This window comes from Dyella sp. C9 (assembly GCF_003332825.1).
GTDB lineage: Bacteria > Pseudomonadota > Gammaproteobacteria > Xanthomonadales > Rhodanobacteraceae > Dyella.
In genome coordinates, this window is record NZ_QIRF01000002.1 from 163,330 (window position 1) to 187,080 (window position 23,751).

Sequence of the window (23,751 nt, forward strand, 5' to 3'; positions counted from 1 at the left end):
TCACGGAAGCCCGAGGCTGCGCAGGAACGCGTCCACGGCGCCGGTATAGCCTCCGGGCCCGCCGAGGGTTGCGTTGATCTGCTCGTGCGAAAGCGGCTCGGGCAGCACGCTCGCCCTTACGCCCAGCGCCCTGGCACGCGCCGCGAACACCTGGTTGTGCGGACAGGAGTCCGCACGACGGCTGGAACACACCAGCAGCATCGGCGGCGCATCGCGCTCCAGTTGCGCCAGCGGCGACACGCTTCGCCAGAACCCCGGATCGTTGCCGAACACGCGGTCGTAGAAGCGCGCATGCGGCGCCTGCATCACCGCCGGCACGTCGATGGCACCGCTGTCGAGCGACACCGTGGCCACCCAGCGCTGCGCACCGCGACGCATGGCCAGCGATGGTGAAGCCGACAGCAGCGCCACCAGATGCGCCCCGGCCGAATGCCCCATCAGCACCACCCGGGTCGGGTCAGCGCCCCACTCGGCGGCGTGCCGCTGCACGTAGACCAGAGCGTCGGCCACGTCGTTGGCCTGTTCCGCCGGACTCGCCTGCGGCCACAACCGGTAATTCACCGACACGAACACATAGCCGGCATCGGTCCAGTGGCTGGCCTTGGGCTCGACCACGGCGCGACTGCCCTTGTCGCCGAGCATCCAGGCGCCGCCATGCACCATCAGGATAAGCGGGGCATGCTGCGCCGCCGCCGGGCGATACACGTCCAGCCGTTGCGCCGGCGCGCTGCCGTACGCCAGGTCGTGCAGTACCGTCATGGCCTGCGTCGCGGTGGCACAGGCCAGCAGCAACGCAAGCATGCACACGCCACGCCACTTCCCCATGTTCCCCTCCCGCCACGCTGCCCCGGCGATCACGCCGCGTTCGACACGTTCCTCCTGCCGGGCCGATGTGACACCGGCCCGTTCAGCGGACACCGCTCTCGCCGCCCAGGCTCTGCAACAACTGCTGCGCATCGGGCGAGCGCGGCGCCACCGCCACCAGCCGCTGCGCGTATTCGCGGGCCTTCTCCGTGTCGCCGGCATCATGCGCCATGCCGGCCAGCGTGTAGAGCAACGAGGGATCGTAGGGCGCGTGCTGCAAGGCGGTTTCCAGCACCTTGCGCGCCTGCGCATCCTGCCCGGAGGTATGGAGCGCCACGCCGTACACATAGGCAAAACGCGCGTTGTCGGGCTGCGCTTCGCAGGCACGACGCAACCACTCCAGCGCGTCGGCCGGGCGGTTCTGGCGCACCAGCGACAGGCCCTTCGCGTGCAATAGACTGGCATTGCCCGGGACCGCCGCCAGGCCCTCGTCGATGACCCTGGCAGCGTCATCCTCACGCCCCATGCCACGGTACATGTCGGCCAGGTTCACATACGCCGGCACGAAGTCCGGTTGCAGCCGCAACGCGTGGCGGAACGCCTGCTCGGCATCCGCCGTGTCGCCGCGCTCCACGTAGACCACGCCAAGGTCGTAGTGCGATTCAGGCCGGTCGGCGATAGCCTGCTGGGCCTGCACGTAGGCCGCGAATGCGCGGTCGCGCGCCGCCCGCTGGCCAGGGTCGAGCTCGGTATCCGGCACGGCGGCGAGCGCGCGCCCGGCCTTGATGCGCACGTCCAGCACCGGATCGTCGGCCAGTGGCGCCGCCAGCGGGCCGCGCACGCGCGTCGGGAACGCGGCCAGCGCATCCAGCGCGGCGGCGCGCATCAACGGATCGGCATCACCCAATGCTGCCTGCAGTGTCGGCACCGCGGCCTGGCTCGGGTAGTGCTGCAGCGCGTTGACCGCCGTGGCGCGGGCGATCACCGGCGAGGTGCTGTCGGCGGCCAGCGCAAAGAGCAGGTCGGCCGCACCGGGCTTGCCTTGGCGCCCCGCATCCAGGGCCTCCACGAAGTGCTGGTAGCCCTTGCGCTCGGGGCCGTGCGCCTTCTCGATGGCGTCGGCCGCCCACTGCGCACCCTTGTCAGCATGGCAGTTGGCACAGGCGTTGGGCACGCCGTACTTCACCGTGAGATCGGGACGCGGCACGCGGATGGAATGATCCGGCCGTGCGTTGATCACCATGTAGTTTTTCGCGGGCATGTGGCAGGCCACGCATTGCGAGCCGGGCGTGCCCTCCCTGTGCATGGTGTGCGCGGCGGTGTCGTAGACCTTGGGCGTGTGGCAGCTTTCGCAAAGCGCATTGCCCTCGGCCCGCGTCTTGCCGGTATGCGGGTCGTGGCAGTCGCTGCAGGTGACGCCCTTGGCGTACATGCGGCTCTGCAGGAACGAGGCGTACACATACACCTCGTCCAGTTGCTGGCCGTCGGCGTGATAGCGCCCCTCGACCAGCAGGGTGGGATCGTGCGTGTCCATCAGGCGGCCGGTGGGTGCGGTGTCGCGCGCGATGATGTTGCGTCGCGAGTGGCAGACCGCGCAGGTTTCCACCTCGCGATGGCTGGCCAGCGGCGCGCTGCGCGCGGGGTTGCCCGTGACGGGGTTGGGAATCCAGTGTATGCCCTGGCGCTCGTTGAGCGCGATGGTGAGCCCCTGCGAAGGATCGGCCTTGCGCTGGGTGGCATCGCCGTTGACCCAGGCCACATGGCGCGAGCCAGGTCCGTGGCAGGCCTCGCAGGCCACGTTGAGCTCGTTCCAGCTGGTCTTGAAAGTATTGGCCACCGCGTCGTAATTACGCTGCACGTTGGTCGAATGACAGTCGGCGCACATGTAGTTCCAGTTCTGGTTCAACCGCGTCCAGTGCAGCGTGTCGTGCGCGTCGATATGCTCGCCGGGGTAGATGTTGAACCAGTGCTGCCCGCCCTCCGCGGCGGGCCGGGCATCCCACGCGGTTCGCAGGGCCTGCAGGCGCCCGTCGGGAAACGCCACCAGGTACTGCTGCAGGGGATACACGCCAAAGGTGTACTTCACCTCGAACTCACCCGGCTTGCCGTCGGGTCCGTCGGTCTTCACTACGTAGGTGTCGCCGCGCTTGAGGAAGCTGGCTGTGCTGCCATCCTTTTTCAGCGAACCGCCGTCGAAGCGACCCAGTACCGTACCGGCGCCGGCCACCTGCATGGCCTGCGCATGATGCGATTGCCGCCACGCCTGGGCTTCGGCCTGGTGGCAGCCCGCACAGGACGCGGTGCCGACGTAGTGCGCCGGCGGCATTGCGGGTGCGGCGGTGACGGCCGGCGGCGGCGCAGGCGAGGACACCGCCGCCGTGGCGGCATGCTCGGCACTGCCGGAGGGCTCGCGCAGCCACCACGCGCCCAGCGCGATCAGCACCAGCAGGGCTACGCCGAGTGGTATCCACCACAAGGCGCGGCCCTGTGGAGCGGCGGGAGCCGATGCGGCCGGCGGCGTGGTACGGGGCGAAGACGTCTTGGGCGTGCGCTTGCCGTGGCTACGCTTGGAACGTCCCATCCCCTGCTCCCCCGAGGCCATCGTGTGAGTCACGCGCACCTCTGGCGGGTGCGCTGCCGGATCCGTCTTCGGACATCGATCTTAGCGGCGCCATGCGATGACTCCGTGAACGCCGGTGGCGGCCACGGCCTACACGGGGTTCAACGGCGGCAACGCCGCCTGATGGTGCTGTCGACGCCGGCTGAGCTTCCAGCGCTTCCTGGCCGCCTCGATGCCCTGCACCAGCGACGAGGCCGACCAATCCGACGAGGACGCGCCATACATGGCGTTCTGCCATGACGTCCACGCTGCGCGCAGCGCGTCGTCGCCATAGCGCGTGCACCAGGCCGCCATCGTGGCAGGTGCCCCGTCCTGAGCAGCGCGGCGCACCCAGTCGTCCACGGCCACGGCGAGTTCGCTCGCCGAACCGGTGTTGCGCTGACTCTTCAGTGCGGCGAACACCTTGGGCTCGCTATGGCGACGGCGTTCACGCCAGCCCTTCCACCAAGCCCAGGCGCGCGCGAGCCGGTCGCGACACCACCAGGCCGCCCAGGCCAGCACCGCGAGCACCAGCACGGCAATGCCTTCGTCGCTGGTGAACCAGCCGATCAGGCGTGGCATGAAGCCCTGCTGCGGCAGGGCAAAGCGCGGCTTGGCGGGCGCGCCCCACCACGCGTGGAAGCTCACGCCGGGCACGCGGCTCTCGCGCCACGCGTGGGTGCGGCTGTCCATCCAGCGCACGGTCACCGGCGGCAGGCTGTAGTGACCGCGTCGCTGGATCACGTAACTCGCCTCGTCGACGCGGCTGCCGCCAACGAAGCCACCCTGGTTGCCCACCACGTCGCGCGCGATCGGTGGCGAGGGATACAGCTGCAACCCGCTCACCGGCTTGAATTCGACCGGCGGCAGCATCATCGATGGCGCACCTTCGGCGCTGATTTCGATGCGGCGGGTGACGCTATCACCCACATGCAGGCCACTGTCCTGCGGCGTCACCGTCTGGGTGAGCTTGAGCGAGCTGGCGATCAGCGCCTCGTTCACACCGGGCGGCAGGACCAGCGGCGCCACGTCCACCGTCAACGGCGTGGTCTGCGCGGTGACCGCCGTGCGCTGCGCGCCAACATGCGCGGTGATGTCGAAGGAGGGAATCTCCACCTTGCCCGACACTAGCGGCGTGAACAGGTAGGTGCGCGATACGCCGGACCAGGTGGCGCCATCGATGGTTTCCACCAGATGCCCCGGCGTCTCGTCCGAAAGCGACAGATAGGCACCGTCCACGTGCAGCTCCGGCAACGCCGGCGCTTCGGTGAAGAAGTCCGGCGTGAGCATGTCCACCTTGATCACCGTGGTACCACCCTGCAATACCTGTCCGGGCGGCACCTGGTGCACGCGAACCACCAGCGGCACGGGTGCAGGTGCCGCCGCCGTCGTTGCGGGTGCGGGCTGCTGGGCGTGCGCCCCGCCGGCCAACAGCAACATCGCGGCCATCATCCATGCCTTCATGGGCGCGCTCCGCTGCTGGCAGGCGCGGGTACCGTCGCCACGGGCGCCGGGCCCTGGTTCTCGATGTTGAACTTGGTGCGCAGGAACTCGGCCGGCGACACGCTGAGGTTGCGCATCCATACATCGGCCGGCAGCTCGGTGGGCTTGGTGCCCATGATCTTGGAGGTGGCCTTGGCGTGCTTGGCATCCTTGTCCATCTTCACCTGGTCCGGCTTGTACTCGTCGTCCTCGTCCTCCGGCGGCGCCGACTCCTTGATTTTGATCAACCGGGTCATCAGCGCGAGATTGGCCTGCGCCTCGGGGAACGGGTGCCGCATGCGCAGCGCCTGGTTGTAGGCGTCCTTGGCTTCCTCGTATTCGTTGACGCGCGCGTAGCAGTTGCCGGTCAAGAGCTGCGCGTCGGCGCCGGGCAAGGTCTCGAACTGCTTGCGTGCGTCGTCGTAGCGCCCGTGCTGGTACAGCGCCAGCCCTTTCCAGTAGGGATCCTGGAAATGCTCCGCGGCCTTGGCGAAATCGCGGTGCTCGTAGTACCAGCGCCCCTGCTGGTCGGGGGTGAAGAACCAGCCGGCCACGCTCCAGCCGGCCGCGCTGGCCGGCGCAGGCATCGCGCCCAGGCCCAGCGCGCCCAGCACGAACACCCAGCGCACCATCCAGCCGCGACGGAACCAAAGCAGGGCCAGCAACACCAGCGGATAGCACAGGTAGTAGCCGTATTCCTTCCAGCGGATGGTGGAGGTGGGATCGTGCACGATGGCCAGGTGATGCAGCGCCTCGCGTTGCACCCAGCGCATGTCGGCATCGTCCGTGGTCACGCTGGCCAGCGGCACATGCGCCTGCGAGGAAAGCCGCTGCAGGGCAGCATCGTCCAGGCGCGAATCCACCGTGGCGCCCTGCGCGTTGGTACTCAGCGAACCGTTGGGTCCACGCAGCGGGCCACCCTTGGTGGTGCCCACCGCCAGCATCAGCACCTGCAGGCGCGAATGCTGGCGATGTGCCTGGAACGCGGGAATCTGGCTGTCATCGAAGCCACTGGTGAAGAACACGATGGTGCCCGGGTCGTTCTCGGCATCCAGCAGGCGATCGGCCATGGCCAGCGCGGCGCTGGCGTTCTGTCCCTTGGGCGGCAGCAGGTCGGTGGTGATCGCCGAAAGGAACAATTCCATCAGCGCGGGATCGTCGGTCGGTGGCAACACCATGTGCGCGCTGTTGGTGTAGACGATCAGTCCGGTGCGCCCGCCGGCACGCAGCGCCACCAGGTCGCGGATCTTCTGCTTGGCGCGCTCCAGTCGCGTCGGCGGTACGTCGATCGCGTTCATCGCGGGCGACAGGTCCAGCGCCACCACCATTGGCGCGCGATCTTCCGCGAACGGTGGCGGATCGAGCTCCCAGGTCGGCCCGGCGCAGGCGATGGCGCCCAGCACCAGCACCGCGCAGACGAGATGGATCGGTTTCAGGCGCCAGCCATCGCGATCACCGACCACCAGGTGCTTGAGCAGATGCGGCGCGATCATGCCTTTCCAGCGCTGCAGCGGATCGTTGCGCCGCTGCCACCACCACAGCAGCAGCGGCCCCGCCGGCACCAGTAGCAGCCACAGCGGACGGATGAAGTGGAAGCCCTGATCCATCACTCAGCCTCCCACCGGCTCGGACACGACATCGGCCGCCGCGCGACGACGCGCCAACGGCGCCAATACGCCCAGCATGAACAAGTGGTAGCCCAGCATCAGCAGCAGGGCCACGCCCAGCGGGTAGTAGTACAACTTCACCTTGGGCCGGTAGACCGAATGCTTCACCTTGCTGGGCGTCATGCGATCGAGCAGCGCATAGATGCCGGCGAGCTGCTCGCGGTTCTCGCCACGGTAGCTCTGGCCGCCGGTGACGCTGGCGATGCGCTTGAGCGCCTCCAGGTCCACGCGATCCTCGCCGGTGGCATGCGGGTCGCCGATGCCGATGGTGTGGATGACGATGCGATGCGCCTTGGCGATGGCGGCGGCCTTGTCCGCCGGCAGGCGGCTGGCGGTGTCGTTGCCGTCGGTGAGCAGGATCAGCACGCGGTCGCGCTGCTGCGAATGCTCGGTCATCTTCACCGCCATGCCGATGGCGTCGCCGATGGCGGTCTGCGGCCCGGCCATGTTCACCCGCAATTCGTCCAGCAGTTCACGCACGGCCACGTGGTCCAGGGTGAGCGGCGCCTGCGGAAAGGCATTGGTGCCGAACACGATCAGGCCGATGCGATCGGTGGTGCGATGCTGGATGAACTCATCCACCACGCCCTTCACCGCGGTCAGCCGATCCGTGCGCTGGCCCTGGGGATCGATGAAGTCCTGCGTGGCCATGGAGCCGGACAGGTCGATCGCCAGCAGCAGGTCGCGCGCCGACTCGGTGCGTTCCACCGGTGGCTCCAGCCATTGCGGACTCGCCAGCGCCAGTACCACCAGCACCCAGCAGATCGGGGCGAGGATGCGGCGCAGCCAGTTACCGCGAAGAATGACCGCACCGCGCGCGGGCGTCTGGCCGGTGAGGCGGGAGAGATCATCGAAGAACGGCCCGCGCACCGCCCGCGTGCGCTCGCCATACGGCGGCGCCAGCCACCACACCAGCAGCGGCAAGGGCAACACCAGCAGCAGCCAGGGATGCTCAAGCTGGAACATGGTCGTCGATCCATCGGTGCAGCAGCGACAACAACGCGGTGAGGTCGTCGTTGCCGATGCGGCCATCGCCATAGGCCAGGGTTTCCAGCTGCCGGCCCGGTCCGCGGGTGAACTGCCCGCCGGGATAGGTGCGATCCAGGTAGGCCAGCCACGCCTCCCCGGTCATCGGTGCCACCTGCTCGCGCGGCGCCCAGGCGAGCACGGCGCGCTTGACCAGCGCCGGCACCGCCACTAATGCCTTCGCGCGTTGCGCAGGATCGTGCAACGCCTGCTCCAGCGACGTCAGCTCGGTCTGCGCCTCGCGGCGATAGCGGTTGCGCCGCCAGCGCAGCCAGCGCCGAACCGCGAACCATGCCAGGCCGAGCAACACGATCGCCAACAGCACCCACCAACCCGTGGCCTGCGGCATCCAGGACACCGGCGCCGGATCGGGGATCTCCTTGAGGTCGGCGATGGATGCCGGCGGTGGCTGGGTGCTTGCCGGGAACATGCGTCTAGCTCCGGCGCTGCGCGAAATGGCCGAGCAGCCGCGCCACCTGCAGCAGCGTGGGCTGTTCGGTATCCACCGCCAGCAGCGGCACGCCGCAGCGCTGCAACACGTCCACGGTCTGCGCCAACCGCGTGTCGAACATGTTGCCGAGCGGCTCGCGGACGGTCTTGCGGTCGAAATCCAGCTCGAGCTGCAGTTCGCCCTCGGTCACCACGATCTTGCCGCGATCGGGGATGGCACGCGCCGAGGGGTCGAACACCATCGCCGCCACCACGTCGTTGTGCGTGGCCAGCTCGCGCATCAGCTGCATGGTGGCTTCGTCGGCCCCCAGGAAGTCGCTGATCACGCAGACCAGGTAATCGTGCGTGGCCAGGTGCAACGCCGAGCGCAGCGCGGCATCCAGCTGCGCGGGGTTGGTACGCACCGGGCTGTCCGCGCGCAGGGCCTGGTTGCAGCGCGCCAGCGTGCCCAGGATGGCCTGCACGCGCGAGCGGCTGCGGTGCGGCCGCACGCTGTGCACGTGGCTGTCGTCGAATACCACCAGGCCGGCGCGGTCGCCCATCTGGAACGACATCCACGCGCCCAGCGCGGCGATCTCGGCGGCCACCACCGATTTCATGGCGCGGCGCGTGCCGTAGAACATGGAGATGCGCTGGTCCACCACGAACAGCGCGGGGCGGTCGCGCTCCTCCGTGTACGAGCGCACCAGCGCGTGGCCCACGCGTGACGATGCCTTCCAGTCGAGATGGCGCAGGTCGTCGCCCGGCACATAGGCACGGATTTCCTCGAAGTTGAGGCCGCGCCCGCGCAGGCGCGATGCGTGTCGCCCGCTGAGAATGCTGTGATGCGGCCGGTGCGGCATCACGCTGAGCCGGCGCGCATCCATCTCCATCCGCGCCAGGTAGGCGGGAGTGACGTAGACCGTGCCGATGTCGTCGGGCGCTGCGGCTGCCATCGCCCTGCCCTCAGGCCGGTACCGCGACCAGCTCCAGGATCTTGTCGATCACCTGATCGGCGTGGATGCCCTCGGCGCTGGCGTCGTAGGTAAGGATGATGCGATGGCGCAGCGTGCCATGGGCCATCGACCGCACATCGTCCGGCGTCACATGCGTGCGCCCTTCCAGCCAGGCATTGACGCGTGAGGTGCGCTCCAGCGCGATGCCGCCGCGCGGGCTCGCACCCACCTGGATCCAGCTGGCCAGCGTCTTGTCGTAACGATCGGCGTGACGCGTGGCGTCGATCAGCGCCATCACGTATTGCTCCACCGCCGGCGCCACGTGGATGCCGTGGATCTCCTTGCGCGCGTCGAACACCTGGGCCGGGTCGATGCGCACCACCGATGCGCTGCCGTCGCCGACGTCCGACGGTACCTCCTCGCTGCGCACCAGCTCGAGCACGCTGATCTCGCTCGCCTTGTCCGGATAGTCGATCAGTACCTTCATCAGGAAACGGTCGAGCTGCGCTTCCGGCAGCGGATAAGTGCCTTCCTGCTCGATCGGGTTCTGCGTGGCCATCACGATGAACAGCTCCGGCATCTTGTGCGTGGTGCCGGCCACGGTGATCTGCCGTTCTTCCATCGCCTCCAGCAGCGCCGCCTGCACCTTGGCCGGGGCGCGGTTGATCTCGTCGGCCAGGATCACGTTGCCGAAGATCGGGCCGGGCTGGAACTGGAACACGTTCTGGCCACCCTGCTGGTGCAGTACTTCGGCGCCGGTGATGTCCGACGGCAGCAGGTCCGGGGTGAACTGGATGCGCCGCATCTGCGCGTCCAGATGCTTGGCCATGCTTTTCACGGCACGCGTCTTGGCCATGCCGGGCAGGCTCTCCAGCAGCAGATGCCCGTTGGCCAGCAGGCCCACGATCATCTGCCGGATCAGGTCGCGCTGGCCGATGATGGATTGCTCCATCTCTGTCTGCAGTGTTGCGATGGCTTCACGTGCGTTCATGCGTCCTCGCTCCGTTCCGTGCCCCACCCGCTCCCGCCGAACCCGTTGCCGGCCAGGGCGCCACGCCTCAAGGCGCGCCTTCGGCGATCCAGCGGTAGTAGGGGTTGTTGCCATCGGCTTGCATGACCAAGTCCAGGGACGTGGCCCACTGGTCACGGTCGCCCTGGTACGCCGCCAAGCCTGAGGCGTAGAAGGTAAACAGCACGTCGCGCTGGCGTTCGGTGTCTGCTATCAGCTCCGCGCTGGCGCCACGCACCGGCGGACGGGTCTGCAGCGACACCAGTTCGGGCAGCACGCGCAGGATTTCGTTGCGGCGCACCCAGCTGGCGTACTCGATGCTGGGACGATCGTCGGTGACCGCCGGCGTATCACCGGCGTAGCGCTCCAGCGCGGCCCGGTCGGTCACCCAGGTCGCCAGCAGCGCGGCAGGCGATGCCACGCCCACCTCGCGCAATGCCGCCGACACGCTGGGCTGGTTGAAGCGCCGCTCGATCTGCGCCGCGTCCAGCTCGATGGGCGAACGCGAACCCACCAGCAGCATCTCGTGCATCTCGGTGGTCCACAGCGTCACATAGGGAAACGCGTCGAGGAAGGCGCGCACCATGGCACGCGAGTCCTCGTCGTTCTGGGTGGCGATCGGCCACCACTGGGCCAGGATGCCGTCGGGCGCCAGCCGCGAGGCGGCCAGCTGGTAGAAATCACGCGAGTAGAGATTCACCACGCCGGCAGCCGAAGGCGGCGGCGGCTCCAGGGTGATCATGTCGTAGCTCTCGTCGCTGCGCAGCAGCTCGCGCCGGCCGTCGCGCAGGCGCACCTGCAGGCCCGCATCGGTGGTGCCCGCCCCGTAGTTGCCATGGAACTGCGAGGCCGCGCGCACCACCGCGGGCAACAGCTCGGCGCATACCCGCGTGGTCAGCCCCGGATACTGCGACAGCGCGCCGGCCGTGATGCCGGTACCGAAACCGATCACCAGCGCCGAATGCGGCTCGCCGCGATGGATGATCAGCGGCAGCAACGCCTGCAATCGCATATAGCGCTGCGAAGGCAAGGTATCGCCGGAGTTGGATACGCCCTGGATATACAGCCGATGGAAGCGGTTGGCCGTCTGTCCCTGCGCCAGCACGGCAACTGTGCCGCCACGGCTCTCCTCGTAGTAGCTGAGCTCGCCGCCGCGCGCCTGGGTCAGCAGGGTGGCCAGCTTGTTGGCCGGCGTGAGCATCGCCAGCGCGAGTGAGCACAGCGCCACCGCTATCACCGCCCAGCGACCACGATGGCGCAAGCCAGCACCCACGAACACGGCGATCAGCCCGATCACCGCCGCCGCCAGCGCCAGCAGCGCCAGCGTGCGCACCAGCCCGAACACCGGCACCAGCACGAAGCCGGTGACGAGGGTGCCGGCAATGCCGCCCAGCGTGTTGAGCGCCACCGCCATGCCCACGCCGCGCCCGCTCTGACCGTGCTGCGCGCACAGGCGCAGCACGGCCGGGAACGCGGCACCCAGCAACAAGGTAGGCGCCAGCACCAAGGCCGCCGCGGCGAACGCAAAGCGCACGCACATCGCCATCAAACGGTTGTCAGTGCCCGCCGCGACCCAGGCCGAAAGCGCCGCCTGCGCCTCGCCCACCCACGTGCCCAGCCAGCTCACCTGCAACAGCGCCACCAGCCCCGCCAGGGCGATCAGTACGCCAAAGGCGGTCCAGCCATCGCGCACCCGCTCAGCGAAGCGCGCATAGATCGCGCTGCCCAGCATCAGGCCCAGCAGGTATACGGCCAGCATCATGGCGAAGGCAAACGCCCGCGTGCTCATGAACTGCACCACGGTCTGCGACCACACCACTTCGTAACCGAGGGCCACGCCGCCGGCGATGGCGTAGAGCACCAGCGCCAGTCGAGCCGAGGGCGGTGTCGCAGTCTCGCCGCTCCCGGACACCTGCCGTGCCGCCGATGGCCGGTATCGCTCGAGCGACCACGCCACCGCCGCGGCCAGCAGATTGAGCGACGCGGCCGCCCATGCCGCGCCCTGCACGCCCAGTGCGGGAATCAACGCAAACGGCGCCAGCAGCACGCCGGCGATGGCGCCTGCCGTATTCGCTGCGTACAGCCGGCCCCCGGTGCGGGCCACGCTGTCATGCGTGCTCGCCCTCACCAGCACCGGCAAGGTGCCCCCCATGGCCACCGCGGGCACGCCGACCAGTGCGAACGGCAGCAGCCACGCGAGCCATCCGACATGGTTTTCCAGCACGGCGAAGGCAGGCGCGGCATGCGCGAGCAGCACGGTGGCCAGCACGGCCAGCACCGCCACTGCGCACTCCAGCCAAGCGTAAAGCCTCAATGGGCGTTCCAGCCGATCAGCCACGCGTCCCAGCCAGGCGCCACCGACGGCCAGCCCCGCGAAGAAGGCGCTCACGGCGATGGTCACCGCGTAGACCTCCACGCCCACCACCAGCGAAAGCTGCTTGATCCAGAGTAGTTGATAGACCAGCGACGCGGTGCCGGAGCCGAATAGCAGCAAGGCCGGCCAGAGGGCCGTGGCGGGTACGACGCGAGTGCGCGAGGGAGCAAGCGGTCCGACGCGTCGATGCTGCACGGCACTGGGCATGGAACTCACGCGAGGCTGCACTCCCTATGAGTATGGAGCAATCGCCGGCCACCCGTACAAGAGCGGCCGGCGATATCGAAAGAAGGATGCGGCGACCTCCCTGTCGCCGGCATCGTCAGGCGATTACTTGCCTTCCTTCTGCAGTTCCATCTTCAACTGCTGCACGGCCTTGTCGATGGTGAACGAGTCAGGCGTCTGGCTCGGCGGATAGTCCTTGAACGTGGCGAGGAACCGCGCAGCGCGCATGTTGCCCTCGATGGCCACATAGGCGTTCTCGGTCATCCATTCGTAGTAACCGTTGGTCTGGCCAATGTCAGCCCGCTCGTAGGGGTCCATGCGCAGGTTGAAAAGCTTGGGAAGACGCAGGCAGGTGAAGGGCTCCGACCAGATCTGCAAGCTACCCGGCGCCCGCTGTTCGCAGAACACGTCCTTCCACGCGTCTGGCCTTTGACCACCCGGCTCGATGGGATCCCATCGCACGGCTACGAGTTCCGCATCATCGTTGAAGTAGAAGAACTCTTCGCGCGGTGACGTATTGGTCTTGCCGGTCAGGTATGGCAGGAAGTTGTAGCCGTCCAGGTGCACCTTGAACGTCTTTCCGCCCACGCTGGTGCCCTTCAGCAGCTTGTTGGTGATGTCCGAATCGCCGGCCGCGGCCACCAGGGTCGGGAACCAGTCGAGGCCGGAGATCAGCGCGTTGCTCACGGTATTGGGGCGAATATGCCCCGGCCAACGAATCATCGCCGGCACGCGGAACGCGCCTTCCCAGTTGGAGTCCTTCTCGCTGCGGAACGGCGAATTGGCGGCGTCCGGCCAGCTGAAGAAGTTCGGGCCGTTGTCGGTGGTGAAGATGACGATGGTGTTCTTGGTGATACCCGCATCATCCAGCGCCTTGAGTATCTGGCCGACATGCTGGTCCATCTCCCACATGCCGTCGGCATACTCGTGACCCTTGCCCAGGCCCGCCTTGCCGATATCCTCGGGCTTGATATGGGTAAACATGTGCATGCGCGTGAAGTTCATCCACACGAAGAACGGCTGCTTGGCTTGCGCCTGCTTCTGGATGTACGAAATCGCCGCACCGGTGGTCTCGTCATCGATGGTCTGCATGCGCTTGACGTTGAGCGGACCGGTATCCTCGATCTTGCCGTCGGCGAAGCTGTGGATCACGCCGCGCGGGTTGTACGCCTTGAGGAAGTTGGGGTCGTTCGAGGGCCAATACGGACGCTCCGGCTCTTCCTCGGCATTCAAGTGATACAGGTTGCCGAAGTATTCGTCGAAGCCGTGCTTGGTCGGCAGGAACTCGTCGCGATCGCCCAGGTGGTTCTTGCCGAACTGGCCCGTGGCATAACCCATGCCCTTGAGCGCCTGGGCGATTGTGATGTCGCGATCCTGCAGGCCCGCCTTGGCACCCGGCATGCCCACCTTGGACAAACCCGTGCGCAGCACAGTCTGGCCCGTGATGAAGGTGGAACGGCCTGCCGTACAGCTGTTCTCGGCGTAGTAGTCGGTGAAGATCATGCCGTCGCGGGCGATCTGATCGATATTGGGCGTGCGATAGCCCACCAGGCCCATCGAGTAGGCGCTGATGTTGGACTGGCCGACGTCGTCACCGAAGATCACCAGGATGTTCGGCTTGCCGTTGTCCTGTTCGGATGATTGTTGGTCCTGGGCGGGCGGCTGTGCGCGCACGGCCGTAGGTTGCAGGGTGACGGCACCCACGACGAGCAGTGCCGTCGCGACCACCGTAGTGAGTGATTTCAATAAGGTACTGCGCTGCCACGGGCGAAACATGGAGGCACCTCCTGGTTGGCTTGACTGCTCGAGCGTCCAGCAGTGGAAACACAGGTGAATCGAAGGCGGTGCCCGCGAGGGGCGTCGCCACCTCGCGTCGCTACTTCTCCGGCGGGAAGATCTGCTTCCAGTCGTTTTTCATGTCCACCACGGTCCATCCCTTCGCCGTGGCTTCGTCCAACGCCTTGTCAAGCTTGCCGACCTTGGAATCGCGGTCGTACGCCCACTCGCGTGCCGCATCGGTGTGGTGCACCAGGCCGGCGAAGCGCGGGCCATCGCCAGAGGTGGTCCACTCCAGCATCTGCTGGTCGCCATCGGAGTTGCCAAAGGCAAAGATCGGCTTGCGACCGATGAAACGTTCAATGCCCACCGGTTTGCCCGGGCCATCGTCCACCAGGGCCACCTTGGGCTGCTTGACCAGCACCGGCTTGCCGTCGCGCAGCTCGAACTTGAGCTCGCCCTGGCTGCCGATGATCTGCTCGGGCGGAATGCCGTACACGGCAGTCGCCCAGGCACGCATGAAATCCTGTCCGCCGCCGGAGACGATATAGGTCTTGTAGCCGTTGTCGCGCAGGAAGTGCAGCAGCTCCAGCATCGGCTGGTAGACCATTTCGGTGAAGACACGATGAGTCTTGGGATGGCGCGCGGTGGACACCCACTGGTTGACGTTGCGCGCGAATTCGTCAGTGGTCATGCCCGAATGGGTGGCGGCCACCAGTTCGGCCGCGCCTTTTTCCCCGGACGCGGCCACGCCCTTCAGGTCGCCAGCCAGCGCGGACTTGAACGGCTCGGTGGTCTGCCACTCCGGATGCTGCGGCGATTGCGCCTTGACCTGGTCCAGCGCGAAGAACACCTGGAAGTACACCGGCTGCTCCGCCCACAGCGTGCCGTCGTTGTCGAACACGGCAATGCGCTGCTCGGGAGGCACGAAGTCGGGCGAGCCTGCCGTGGTGGTCTTCTTGACGAAGTTCTCGATCTGCTGCTTGGTCGCACCGTCGTTCCACGACGGCAGCGGATCCTGCGCGGCCATGCAGGCGCCGGCCCACCAGAGCATGGCGACGAGCAACAGCACGGCTGTATGGCGCTTCCAGGCCTTGGGCCTGTCATTCATGCCCTTGGGCATCGCCGTCTCGGAACGCATGGGTCGTCCTCATGGTCGTTTCGACATGACGAAACCAGCGCAAGTGATGCTGCCGCCCCAAGAAGCGTACCGACACGGGCTGGGCATCAAACGCCGTTCCCAGACAGTCGCGTATTAAGGGCGCTTGGACAATTGGGAACTCTACCTATCGGCCGTAAGAAAAATTACCGAGGGAAGGCCGCCTTTCGCCGAGTCAGAGGCGCCAAACATCGGGAATCCAGCCAGGAAAGTGACGATTGAGTGAAGGGAATGGAGCTAGTCGATTCCTTCCACACTTCCCGGCGCCAGTAGAGGGATACAGCCGCCAACCAGGCGAACTGCCATCTACGCGACCCCACATGTGATGCGGGTCCGCTCGGCGCTGCAGGCCGACACAACGCAGGTCACGCTGTCTGCTTGGCGCGCAAGCGGACCGCCATCGGAATTCCTTCGGGTGGCTTTTAACCTGCTACAACAAGAAGAGGTACTGGCATCATGAAACGAACCACAGCCATCCTTGTTCTTATCGCTGCACAGACCTTCCAGATCCCACCTGCAGCGCAGCACCCATTCCGCTAAGCCATACAGGCTCGTTCCTCGGTTCATTGGCCCACTGAGTCAGCTGCGCGTATCGAGCCAATCGGCCTGCATCTCTCCCAGCACAACGACCCATCCTTCCATAAAGAACTATTAGCCATCCCGCGCCACATTCGGCGGCATCTCGGCCGGCACCTGGCAGAGCCGCGTCCGGGCGCGCTGGGCAGAGCCGCGCAGACCCACGCATTACCCCAAAGGCCAAGCGCGGCAAGCGCCTTATCGGCCACGGCGAGTTCTGATCAACCGCCCCGCTGAGGAAACGGATGGCTGCCCCGCACTCGCATCCTTCGACATGGCAGGTATTCGCGAGGCCCATCAACGACGGCAGGGAACCTCATCCTTGCGGTGACCCGATCATTCCCCGTCACAGGAAAGAAACTACTTATAAGGCAGATGCTGCCGCAGCAGCATCTGCCTAGTACGCAAGCCGACCGCAACGGGCCAACGCCTTGTACTTAGCCATGTTTGGCGCATCAGGCGGATGGAGCCGGACCCCGGACCGCGCTACGGACGTGCACCGACCGGCCACCCCATTGTCAGCCCCATGTAAGTGTCAAAGAAAAGTCAACATAGTTGCCATTTACGCGTTCACACTATGACTACTTACACTTCACGGCGTAGCACCAGTGAATGCTATCCAAGTACCTGCGCCCCCGTTGGCGCGCGCGGCAAAACCTTACGCCCGGACCGAGCAGGGACTCGCCAGCGGGCGACCGTACCTGTCGCTCGTGATCTGCACGCTCAACGAGCATGAGGCGATCGGGGACGTGCTGCGCGAACTCAGCGTGCAGCTCGAGGGTATGCACCACGAGATCATCGTGGTCGATGACTCCACTGACGAGCGCACCGCCGACGTGGTCCGCATGTACGGACGCGACGTTCCCACGGTCCGCCTGCTGCGCCGGCAGGGCGGCAGCGGGCTGTCGTCGGCAGCCATCGCAGGTTGGGACATCGCCAATGGACGTTACCTGGCCATCATGGATGGCGATGGCCAACACGACCCCGCCATGATCACCGCCCTGCTGGACAAGCTGGATGACCCGAACGTCGATGTCGCCGTGGCCAGCCGCTACCTTGAGGATTCACGCTCGGGCCTGGGGCGCGTGCGTCATGGCATGAGCCGTGCGGGCGTGCTGCTCACCGACAGCTTGCTTGGCGTGCGCCTGGCCGACCCGCTCAGTGGCTGCTTTGCAATGACCCGCGAGTGGTACCAGAAGGTACGCAGCCAATTGTCCGGGCTGGGTTTCAAGATCCTCATCGACGTAGTGGCCTCCGGCACCGAACGTCCGCGTACCGCGCAGGTGCCCACCCTGCTGCGCACCCGTATCGGCGGCGAGTCGAAGATGGATACGCGCGTGGTGCTCGACCTGATCATGCTGCTGGTCGAAAAGCGCACGCGCGGCCGCCTGACCGCAAAGACCATGGTGCGCGGCATCGTCCTGCTCGGAACGCTGCTTGCACAGTGGGCCTCGCTGGTCGCCTTGCTTGCCGCGGGCTGCCCGCTTTGGGCCTCACTGCTGATTTCCGTCATGGTCGGACTGACCGGCCATCTCCTGGTCAGGTACGCGCTGACGCCAAAGGCGCTGCGCCCGCGCAACGCCCGCGAGGCGCTGGGCCGCTGGCTGCGCTTCTACCGGGGCCGCTGGAGTGATCTTCCACTCAATGCCGGCGCGGGCATGGCGCTCTGCCTGCTCAGCTGCCCTGCGCCCGTCGCCATACTGGTTGGCGTGCTGCTGGCAGAATCGCGTTACGACCTTGTCGGCAGCACGGAACAACATACGTGACGGATACCACCCAGGCTCCCGCCCGATGGCAGGGAGTGATCTATGGATTGATCGCACTGATCGCCTGCATCGCCGCTTTCATCGGACTGTCGGCGAGCAGCCTGTGGATCGATGAGCTGTTCACCGTACACCTGATCAATCACCACGATGGACTGGCTGAGGTGCTGCGGCGCGCGCTCACCGATACGCATCCACCGCTCTACTACTTCGTGCTCTACAGCTGGACCCAGCTGGCCGGGTTGAGCGACTGGGCGCTGCGCGTTCCCAGTGCCGTATTCGCCGTGCTGGCCGTCGTGTTCTTTGCCGCAGGCACGCGGCGAGTGCTCAGCCCGGCGGCCATCGGTTTCGCCTGCGCCGTGGGTTCGCTGTCCACGTTCTGGTTCGACCAGTCGCAGAACACGCGCAGCTATGCCCTGTGCATGATGCTTGCGGCCTTGCTGCTCTGGTGCGCCCTGTCGCTGCGCCAGCGGATTCGCACGCGGGCGGACTTTCCGCTCGCGCATTCGGTGGCGCTCGGCCTGCTGACGCTGGTCGCCAGCCTCACCCATGCCTATCTGTTGCTCGCCTCCGGCATGGTGCTGTGCTTCCTGCTGCTGGGCACGTCGTCCTGGCGACTGCGTGCCAGCATCGTGGTCACCGGCCTGCTGGTGCTGGCGATCAACGCCGGCTACTACAAGTTGATGACGCAGTCCTCGCAGCAGGACCTGCACAACCTGTGGTTCAGCAACAGCGCGGCGTTCTTCTCCCGCGAAATCCAACACGCCTTTGGTGCCCTGCTGGGACGCCAGGTGCTGGTAGCCGTGGTTGTCATGCTGCTGGTGGCCTGCCAGCGGCTGATCTCGCGCCAGGCGTTATTCACGCGGGACATGCACGACACGCGCTGGACCACCGCCCTGGCAACCTTCGTGCTGCTCGGCGTGATCGCCTGCGGCATCAGCGTATCCTTGCTGGTCGCACCGTCCTTCTCCGACCGCAACCTGCTGACCTGCGCGCCTTTTGCGTGGTTCCTGCTGGGACGCCTTTTCGACGTGGCCGGTCCGCGCGGACGCGGACGCGCAAGCGTGATCTTCGCCGTACTGACCGTGCTGCTGGTTGGCTCCTATCTGGTTCCGCTGCGCGGCCGCCTGTTGCCCCGCACGGAGGATTGGCGCGCGTCCGCCCGTTATGTGCAGCAGCTTCCCGGTTGCGGCGACCAGGTTCTGCCCGTGATCCTTCCGTACCGTTTCGGGCACGCCACGCCGTTCTTCCGCACGCTTGCCGAGCACGACTTCTACGGACACTACCTGCCGGCATCCACCGCCGTACACGCCTACACGCCCGCCGAGTTCGGGGGGCGCAGCCAGGCCGCAGGCCTCGGCGAGTTGCTGGCGGCCCGCGCGGCGAACGCGGGCACCAACGCGTGCGCGCTGCTCGCCTGGGGCGTGCATGACCTGGACGAAACGGCCGCCATCAAGGTCGCCATGGACCTGGCGCGTCAACCCGGCGTGGCGCCGCGACGCATACTCATCCAGGAGTTCCAGAGCTACCACATCAAGCGCCTCAGCTGGCGCCCTGCCCCAACGGCCTACCTTTTCATCGCCATCCCCCCCGCACCGCCCGGCCCACGCGTGCTTCCGCCACCATCGCCCGATGTTCGCCTCTCGCACGCGGACGCGGCGATGCTGAGCAACCGCATCGTGGTGGATTACCTCACGGAATACGCAGGCACGGCAGGCGGGGCGTACCAGCTGGATACCTACTCGGTGCAGCAGTGGACACCCAAGGGTCACACCGAGGATTTCGTCACCGTGCAGCGGCTGACCTGCAACGCACCGGTCGTCGCCACGCGTATCGAGGTGTGGCCCGATCCCAGCTATCCCGGCTGCTCCAATCGCCCCCCGCCCTATCTTTCCAGCAAGCCACTTTGAACCTTCACCAAGCCCCCGCATGCCCGGGGGCTTGTCACTTCCGGTCGCGGCCATCGTGGCCACGGCCGCCGGATTCGCGCCTTGATACGGCGTTGATAAGCGCACGCAAAACTCAGCACCGTCTTTAGACGGCCATTCCTAGCATCCGCATCGGCTCTTGCCCATGCGCGGCGCCTACGCCGCGCATCCCTCTTGTGGATGACCAACATGCATATGCTTACCCTCGCCTGCCTGGCGGCGCTGCCGCTAGGTTTCGCCACCTGCGCCCTTGCCGGCGACGGCACGGATACCCCTGCCGATGGCGGCACCCCACCGATGGCCACTCCGGCCAGCACACCCGGCGGCTGGCAGATGGCGTTCAACGCGGGCGCACAGTCGGACTACCTGTTTCGCGGGATCAGCCAGACCAACCATCGGCCCTCGGGTTTCGCTGGCCTCGACCTGAGCTGGGATGGCGCGTGGTACGCCGGCACCTGGACCTCGAACGTCGACTTCTCACCCTCGGGCGACACCCGTACGCGGCAGGAAATTGACCTCTACGGCGGCTGGCGCCCCACCCTTGCCGGCGTCAATCTCGACCTGGGTTACATCTACTACGACTATCTGCATCAACCCAGCCATCTGCGCGAGTCCTACGCGGAAACGTACCTGCGTGGCAGCCATGCCTTCGGCGCAACGTCGCTTGGCGCCGCGGCGTATTACTCGCCGAACTTTCCCGGCAGCTCCAGCCATGCGCTGTACGGAGAGGTGAATCTCACCCACGCGTTCAACGCGACGTGGTCAGCGTCGGCAGCGGTCGGTCGCCAGAGCATCGCCGACGGAGCCACGCGCAATGACGGCAGCCTGGCGCGCTTTGCGTACAACACCTGGAACGTGGGTGCGACCTGGGCCATCAACGACCATACGTCGCTTGATCTTCGCTACTGGGACACCAACACCCACGATACCGGATCGATATACCGTTCACGCCTGGTGATGGGCGTGAAGGCGACCTTCTGACACGCTTGCCGGCATCGAGCGTGCCAGTTCCTTGCCACGCTCGATGCCGGCAAGCCGGTAACCCACCTGCAACTCGGTGACCAGATGCCGGGGCCGAGCCGGTTCGGGCTCGAGCTTCTGCCGCAGGTTGTTCATGTAGACACGCACGTAATGGGGCCGGTTGGCGTAGCCCGGCCCCCACACATCGAGCAGTAGCTGGCGATAGGTAAGCACCTTGCCGTGGCCACGGATCAACGCCGCGAGCAGGCGGAACTCGATCGGCGTCAGGTGCACGGCACGGTGGCATCGGCTGACCTCGTAGGTGGCGAGGTTCACCCGTACTTCGCCAAACACGAAGATCGAAGGCGCCGCGCCATCCGCGCCACCCAGGTGGGCTCGCCGAAGTTGTGCACGGACGCGTGCGATAAGCTCGGGCACGCCGAAGGGCTTGACCAGATAATCGTCCGCCCCCGCCTCCAGGGCAGCCACCTTTTCATCCTCACGCTCGCGTGCCGACAGCACCAGCACCGGCACCTGGGACCAGCTGCGCAGATCGCGAATGAACGTCTTGCCGTCACCGTCGGGCAAGCCCAGGTCGAGTATCACCAGCTCCGGCTGCCTGCAGGCCGCGGCAATGCGGCCATCGAGGGCGCTGCCGGCCTCGGACACCAGCATGCCTTCGCGCTCCAGCGAGAGTCGAACAAAATGCCGGATGTCGGGTTCGTCCTCCACCACCAGTACACGTGGACGATTCACGCAATGCCCTCCTTCTCGACCACGGGAGCCGCACGCTGGGGCAGGCGCAGCTCGAAGCATGCGCCACCGGAAGCACGAGGCACCACGGCGATGCGGCCACCGTGGGCCTCGACGATGGTGTGGCACAGCGCCAGGCCCAGACCTGCGCCGCTGATCGGGGATTCGCGCGCACCACGCGTGAACGGCGTGAACCACGCCTCGCAGGGAATCTCGCGAGGCAGGCCTGGGCCGTCGTCCTCCACCCGCAGTTGCAATACACCGGCGCGTTGCCCGGCGCTGATCCAGATCCGGGTGTCCGGTGGCGTGTATTTCGCCGCATTGTCCAACAGATTCGCCAACACCCGCTCGAACAGGCAGGCATCAAGCTCGACCAATGGCAAGCCCGCCTCTACCTGGACTTCCACCCGCCGCGTGCCCAGCGAGGACATCGCACCCGACAGCGCTGCTTCGATCACTTCGTCGAGGGCATGCCAGTCCCGCTGCAGGTGCACGCCCCGGTCCTGCATGCGTGCCAGGTCCAGCAGGTTCGTCACCAGGTGATGCAAGGCCACTGCCTGCTGGCGAATGGAACGGATCACGCCGGCCGCCACATCCGCCTGCAAGGCTCGCGGCGAGTCGAGCGTCTCGGCCATCCCCCGAATCGCCGTCAGCGGCGTTCGCAGATCATGCGAGACCGCCGCGAGCAGGGCGTGCCGCAGGCGCTCGCCCTGCATGCGCACTTCGGCCTCGCGAGCCAGATCGGCGAAATGAATGCGGTCCAGCGCCTGGCCGATCAGTGCAGCGCAGGCGTCCAGCAAGGACCGAGGTTCGATTTCCGCTGTCGAAAGACGATCGCCGCGCAGGGCCAGCACGCCACGCGAGGTGTGCGCGGCCATCAGGGGCAGGCAATGCCAGGGCACGCCGGCGAGGACATCCATGGCCGCTGCAGGCCGGCAACGTTCATGTACCCATTGCGCGACCTCGCGGTCGATGCCATGCGCACCGACGCCGATATGCCCGGCGCGATCCGGCAGCAACAACACTCCCTCGCCACCGAACAGCGCGCCCACGGTACGCGCGCATACGACACCGACCTGCACGGTCGTGTGGGCCGCCGAGAGTTCCCCTGCAACAGTGGCCAACGCCGACGCATGCCGTTCCCCCGCCTGGGCAGACGCGGTCTGCTCACGCAGCCTGGCCGCGAGCTGGCCGGTAACCACTGCCACCACCAGGGTGAGCACCAGGGTAAACAGGTACTGCGTATCCGACAGGTGGAACGAATAGACCGGCGGCACGAAGAAGAAGTCGAAGCTCACCACGCCGAGCAAGGCGGACAAGGCGCCCGCAGCGCTTCCCCAACGCAATGCCACCAGCACCACGGCGAACACGAACAGGATCACCACGTTGGCGAGATCGAATACGCGCAGCAACCAGCCGGCCAGCCTCGTCGTCAACCCGCAGACCAGCAAGGCAGGCAACAGCACCCTCGACGGGGTGGCGCGCATCAGGCGCTGTCCGAGGCGTGCACCCAGAAACCCCCCAGCCGGCCGCTCCTGCGCCTCGTGCTTTGCATGCATTGCCGCTTACCGTCCGATGTGCGGGACCACGCACGCGCCGGCGCCCCTGCACGGCCTGGACGATGATGCGTTTGGAAGGATCGGCTTCATGCCCGCATTGTGCCGGTGACGCCTATAAAGATGCGGTAACCACGAGCGCGTGCAACGTATAGTTGTCGTAAAGCACAGGACTTGGCACGACATGCAGGCATGCCGTCCTTGCGGAATCAGGCGGCAAGGCGGCGCAGCGCGATGCCCAGCGCAATGCGGTAACTGGTCGCGAGATCGCCATTGATCACGATGGTGGCGATGGGCGCGCCATGTTGCGGGGGCGCCACATGGAGTGCGGTATCGGTGTCGTCGTGCACGTCGATATACGGCGAATCCAGCTCGGCGAGGGCTTCCTGCAGTCCTTCTTCCGGGTGCGCGCGCGCCTCCTCGGCCAGCGTACCCGGGTCGATCAACATGAATTCGGCATGGCGCTGTCGCGCCGCACGGATGGAGCCCACCAATTCGCGCAATCCCTCGCACCGGCTTATCGCCAAGGCGTGTCCTGCCTTGCGTGCCAGTTGCCGGAGCCCGCCAGCGATCTCCTCGCCCAGCGGCCGGTGGCCGGCATGCGGCCCCTGCACGATCAGAATGGTCACCTTGTGTACCCGTCATGGCCCGTGGGCGATGACGCATGCTGCGCGTGCGGCGGGTAAAGGCGCCACATCAGCAGGAGGGC

General features: G+C 66.7%; 17 protein-coding genes. 3 read left to right on the plus strand and 14 right to left on the minus strand.

Features of this window, described 5'->3' with window-relative positions:
* The 11 genes from DVU99_RS03110 to DVU99_RS03160 all read right to left on the minus strand — a co-directional run bounded on the left by DVU99_RS03110 (nt 1) and on the right by DVU99_RS03160 (nt 15,488).
* The gene (locus tag DVU99_RS03110; protein ID WP_114238742.1) at nt 1-825 is read right to left on the minus strand and encodes an alpha/beta hydrolase; all 825 of its coding nucleotides are present in this window, start codon (nt 823-825) and stop codon (nt 1-3) included.
* An 82-nt stretch (nt 826-907) separates the two neighbouring features.
* On the minus strand, nt 908-3,385 hold the full coding sequence (locus DVU99_RS03115) for a tetratricopeptide repeat protein (RefSeq protein WP_198670170.1): 2,478 nt from the start codon (nt 3,383-3,385) through the stop codon (nt 908-910).
* Nucleotides 3,386-3,514: 129 nt separating this feature from the next.
* Complete coding sequence (locus DVU99_RS03120) at nt 3,515-4,867, minus strand: BatD family protein (RefSeq protein WP_157971330.1); 1,353 nt, start codon at nt 4,865-4,867, stop codon at nt 3,515-3,517.
* A complete protein-coding gene (locus DVU99_RS03125) occupies nt 4,864-6,492 on the minus strand; it encodes a VWA domain-containing protein (RefSeq protein WP_114238745.1) in 1,629 nt (542 codons plus the stop codon). The genes DVU99_RS03120 and DVU99_RS03125 overlap by 4 nt, the downstream gene beginning before the upstream one ends.
* Nucleotides 6,493-6,495: 3 nt before the next feature.
* The gene (locus tag DVU99_RS03130) at nt 6,496-7,518 is read right to left on the minus strand and encodes a VWA domain-containing protein (protein WP_114238746.1); all 1,023 of its coding nucleotides are present in this window, start codon (nt 7,516-7,518) and stop codon (nt 6,496-6,498) included.
* Nucleotides 7,505-8,008 (minus strand): DUF4381 domain-containing protein, encoded by a 504-nt coding sequence (locus tag DVU99_RS03135; RefSeq protein ID WP_114238747.1) that lies wholly within the window; start codon nt 8,006-8,008, stop codon nt 7,505-7,507. Before DVU99_RS03135 ends, DVU99_RS03130 begins: the two co-directional genes overlap by 14 nt.
* Before the next feature lie 4 nt (nt 8,009-8,012).
* A complete protein-coding gene (locus tag DVU99_RS03140; protein WP_114238748.1) occupies nt 8,013-8,963 on the minus strand; it encodes a DUF58 domain-containing protein in 951 nt (316 codons plus the stop codon).
* Between the two features lie 10 nt (nt 8,964-8,973).
* The gene (locus DVU99_RS03145; RefSeq protein WP_114238749.1) at nt 8,974-9,954 is read right to left on the minus strand and encodes a MoxR family ATPase; all 981 of its coding nucleotides are present in this window, start codon (nt 9,952-9,954) and stop codon (nt 8,974-8,976) included.
* Between the two features lie 67 nt (nt 9,955-10,021).
* Complete coding sequence (locus tag DVU99_RS03150; protein ID WP_114238750.1) at nt 10,022-12,553, minus strand: fused MFS/spermidine synthase; 2,532 nt, start codon at nt 12,551-12,553, stop codon at nt 10,022-10,024.
* A 123-nt stretch (nt 12,554-12,676) separates the two neighbouring features.
* Complete coding sequence (locus tag DVU99_RS03155; RefSeq protein ID WP_114238751.1) at nt 12,677-14,347, minus strand: arylsulfatase; 1,671 nt, start codon at nt 14,345-14,347, stop codon at nt 12,677-12,679.
* A 100-nt stretch (nt 14,348-14,447) separates the two neighbouring features.
* Nucleotides 14,448-15,488, minus strand: a complete 1,041-nt coding sequence (locus DVU99_RS03160; protein WP_232823423.1) for an HAD family phosphatase — start codon at nt 15,486-15,488, stop codon at nt 14,448-14,450.
* 1,202 nt (nt 15,489-16,690) lie between these two features.
* Between DVU99_RS03160 and DVU99_RS03165 the strand changes: the two genes are divergently transcribed.
* The 3 genes from DVU99_RS03165 to DVU99_RS03175 all read left to right on the plus strand — a co-directional run bounded on the left by DVU99_RS03165 (nt 16,691) and on the right by DVU99_RS03175 (nt 20,754).
* Nucleotides 16,691-17,848, plus strand: coding sequence for a glycosyltransferase (locus DVU99_RS03165; RefSeq protein ID WP_114238752.1), 1,158 nt, complete (start codon nt 16,691-16,693; stop codon nt 17,846-17,848).
* Nucleotides 17,845-19,755: a glycosyltransferase family 39 protein gene (locus DVU99_RS03170; protein ID WP_157971331.1), complete on the plus strand. Its 1,911-nt coding sequence runs from the start codon at nt 17,845-17,847 to the stop codon at nt 19,753-19,755. Before DVU99_RS03165 ends, DVU99_RS03170 begins: the two co-directional genes overlap by 4 nt.
* Before the next feature lie 207 nt (nt 19,756-19,962).
* Nucleotides 19,963-20,754 carry a TorF family putative porin gene (locus DVU99_RS03175; protein WP_157971332.1) on the plus strand — a complete coding sequence of 264 codons (792 nt, stop codon included), beginning with the start codon at nt 19,963-19,965 and terminating at the stop codon, nt 20,752-20,754.
* Here the strand turns inward: DVU99_RS03175 and DVU99_RS03180 are convergent.
* The 3 genes from DVU99_RS03180 to DVU99_RS03190 form a co-directional block, all read right to left on the minus strand.
* Entirely contained in the window at nt 20,719-21,489 is a 771-nt protein-coding gene (locus DVU99_RS03180; RefSeq protein ID WP_114238755.1) for a response regulator, read from the minus strand. The genes DVU99_RS03175 and DVU99_RS03180 overlap by 36 nt on opposite strands.
* Nucleotides 21,486-22,973, minus strand: coding sequence for a DUF4118 domain-containing protein (locus tag DVU99_RS03185; RefSeq protein WP_198670172.1), 1,488 nt, complete (start codon nt 22,971-22,973; stop codon nt 21,486-21,488). The genes DVU99_RS03180 and DVU99_RS03185 overlap by 4 nt, the downstream gene beginning before the upstream one ends.
* A gap of 278 nt (nt 22,974-23,251) precedes the next feature.
* The gene (locus tag DVU99_RS03190) at nt 23,252-23,671 is read right to left on the minus strand and encodes a hypothetical protein (protein ID WP_114238757.1); all 420 of its coding nucleotides are present in this window, start codon (nt 23,669-23,671) and stop codon (nt 23,252-23,254) included.
* Nucleotides 23,672-23,751 lie beyond the last annotated feature (80 nt).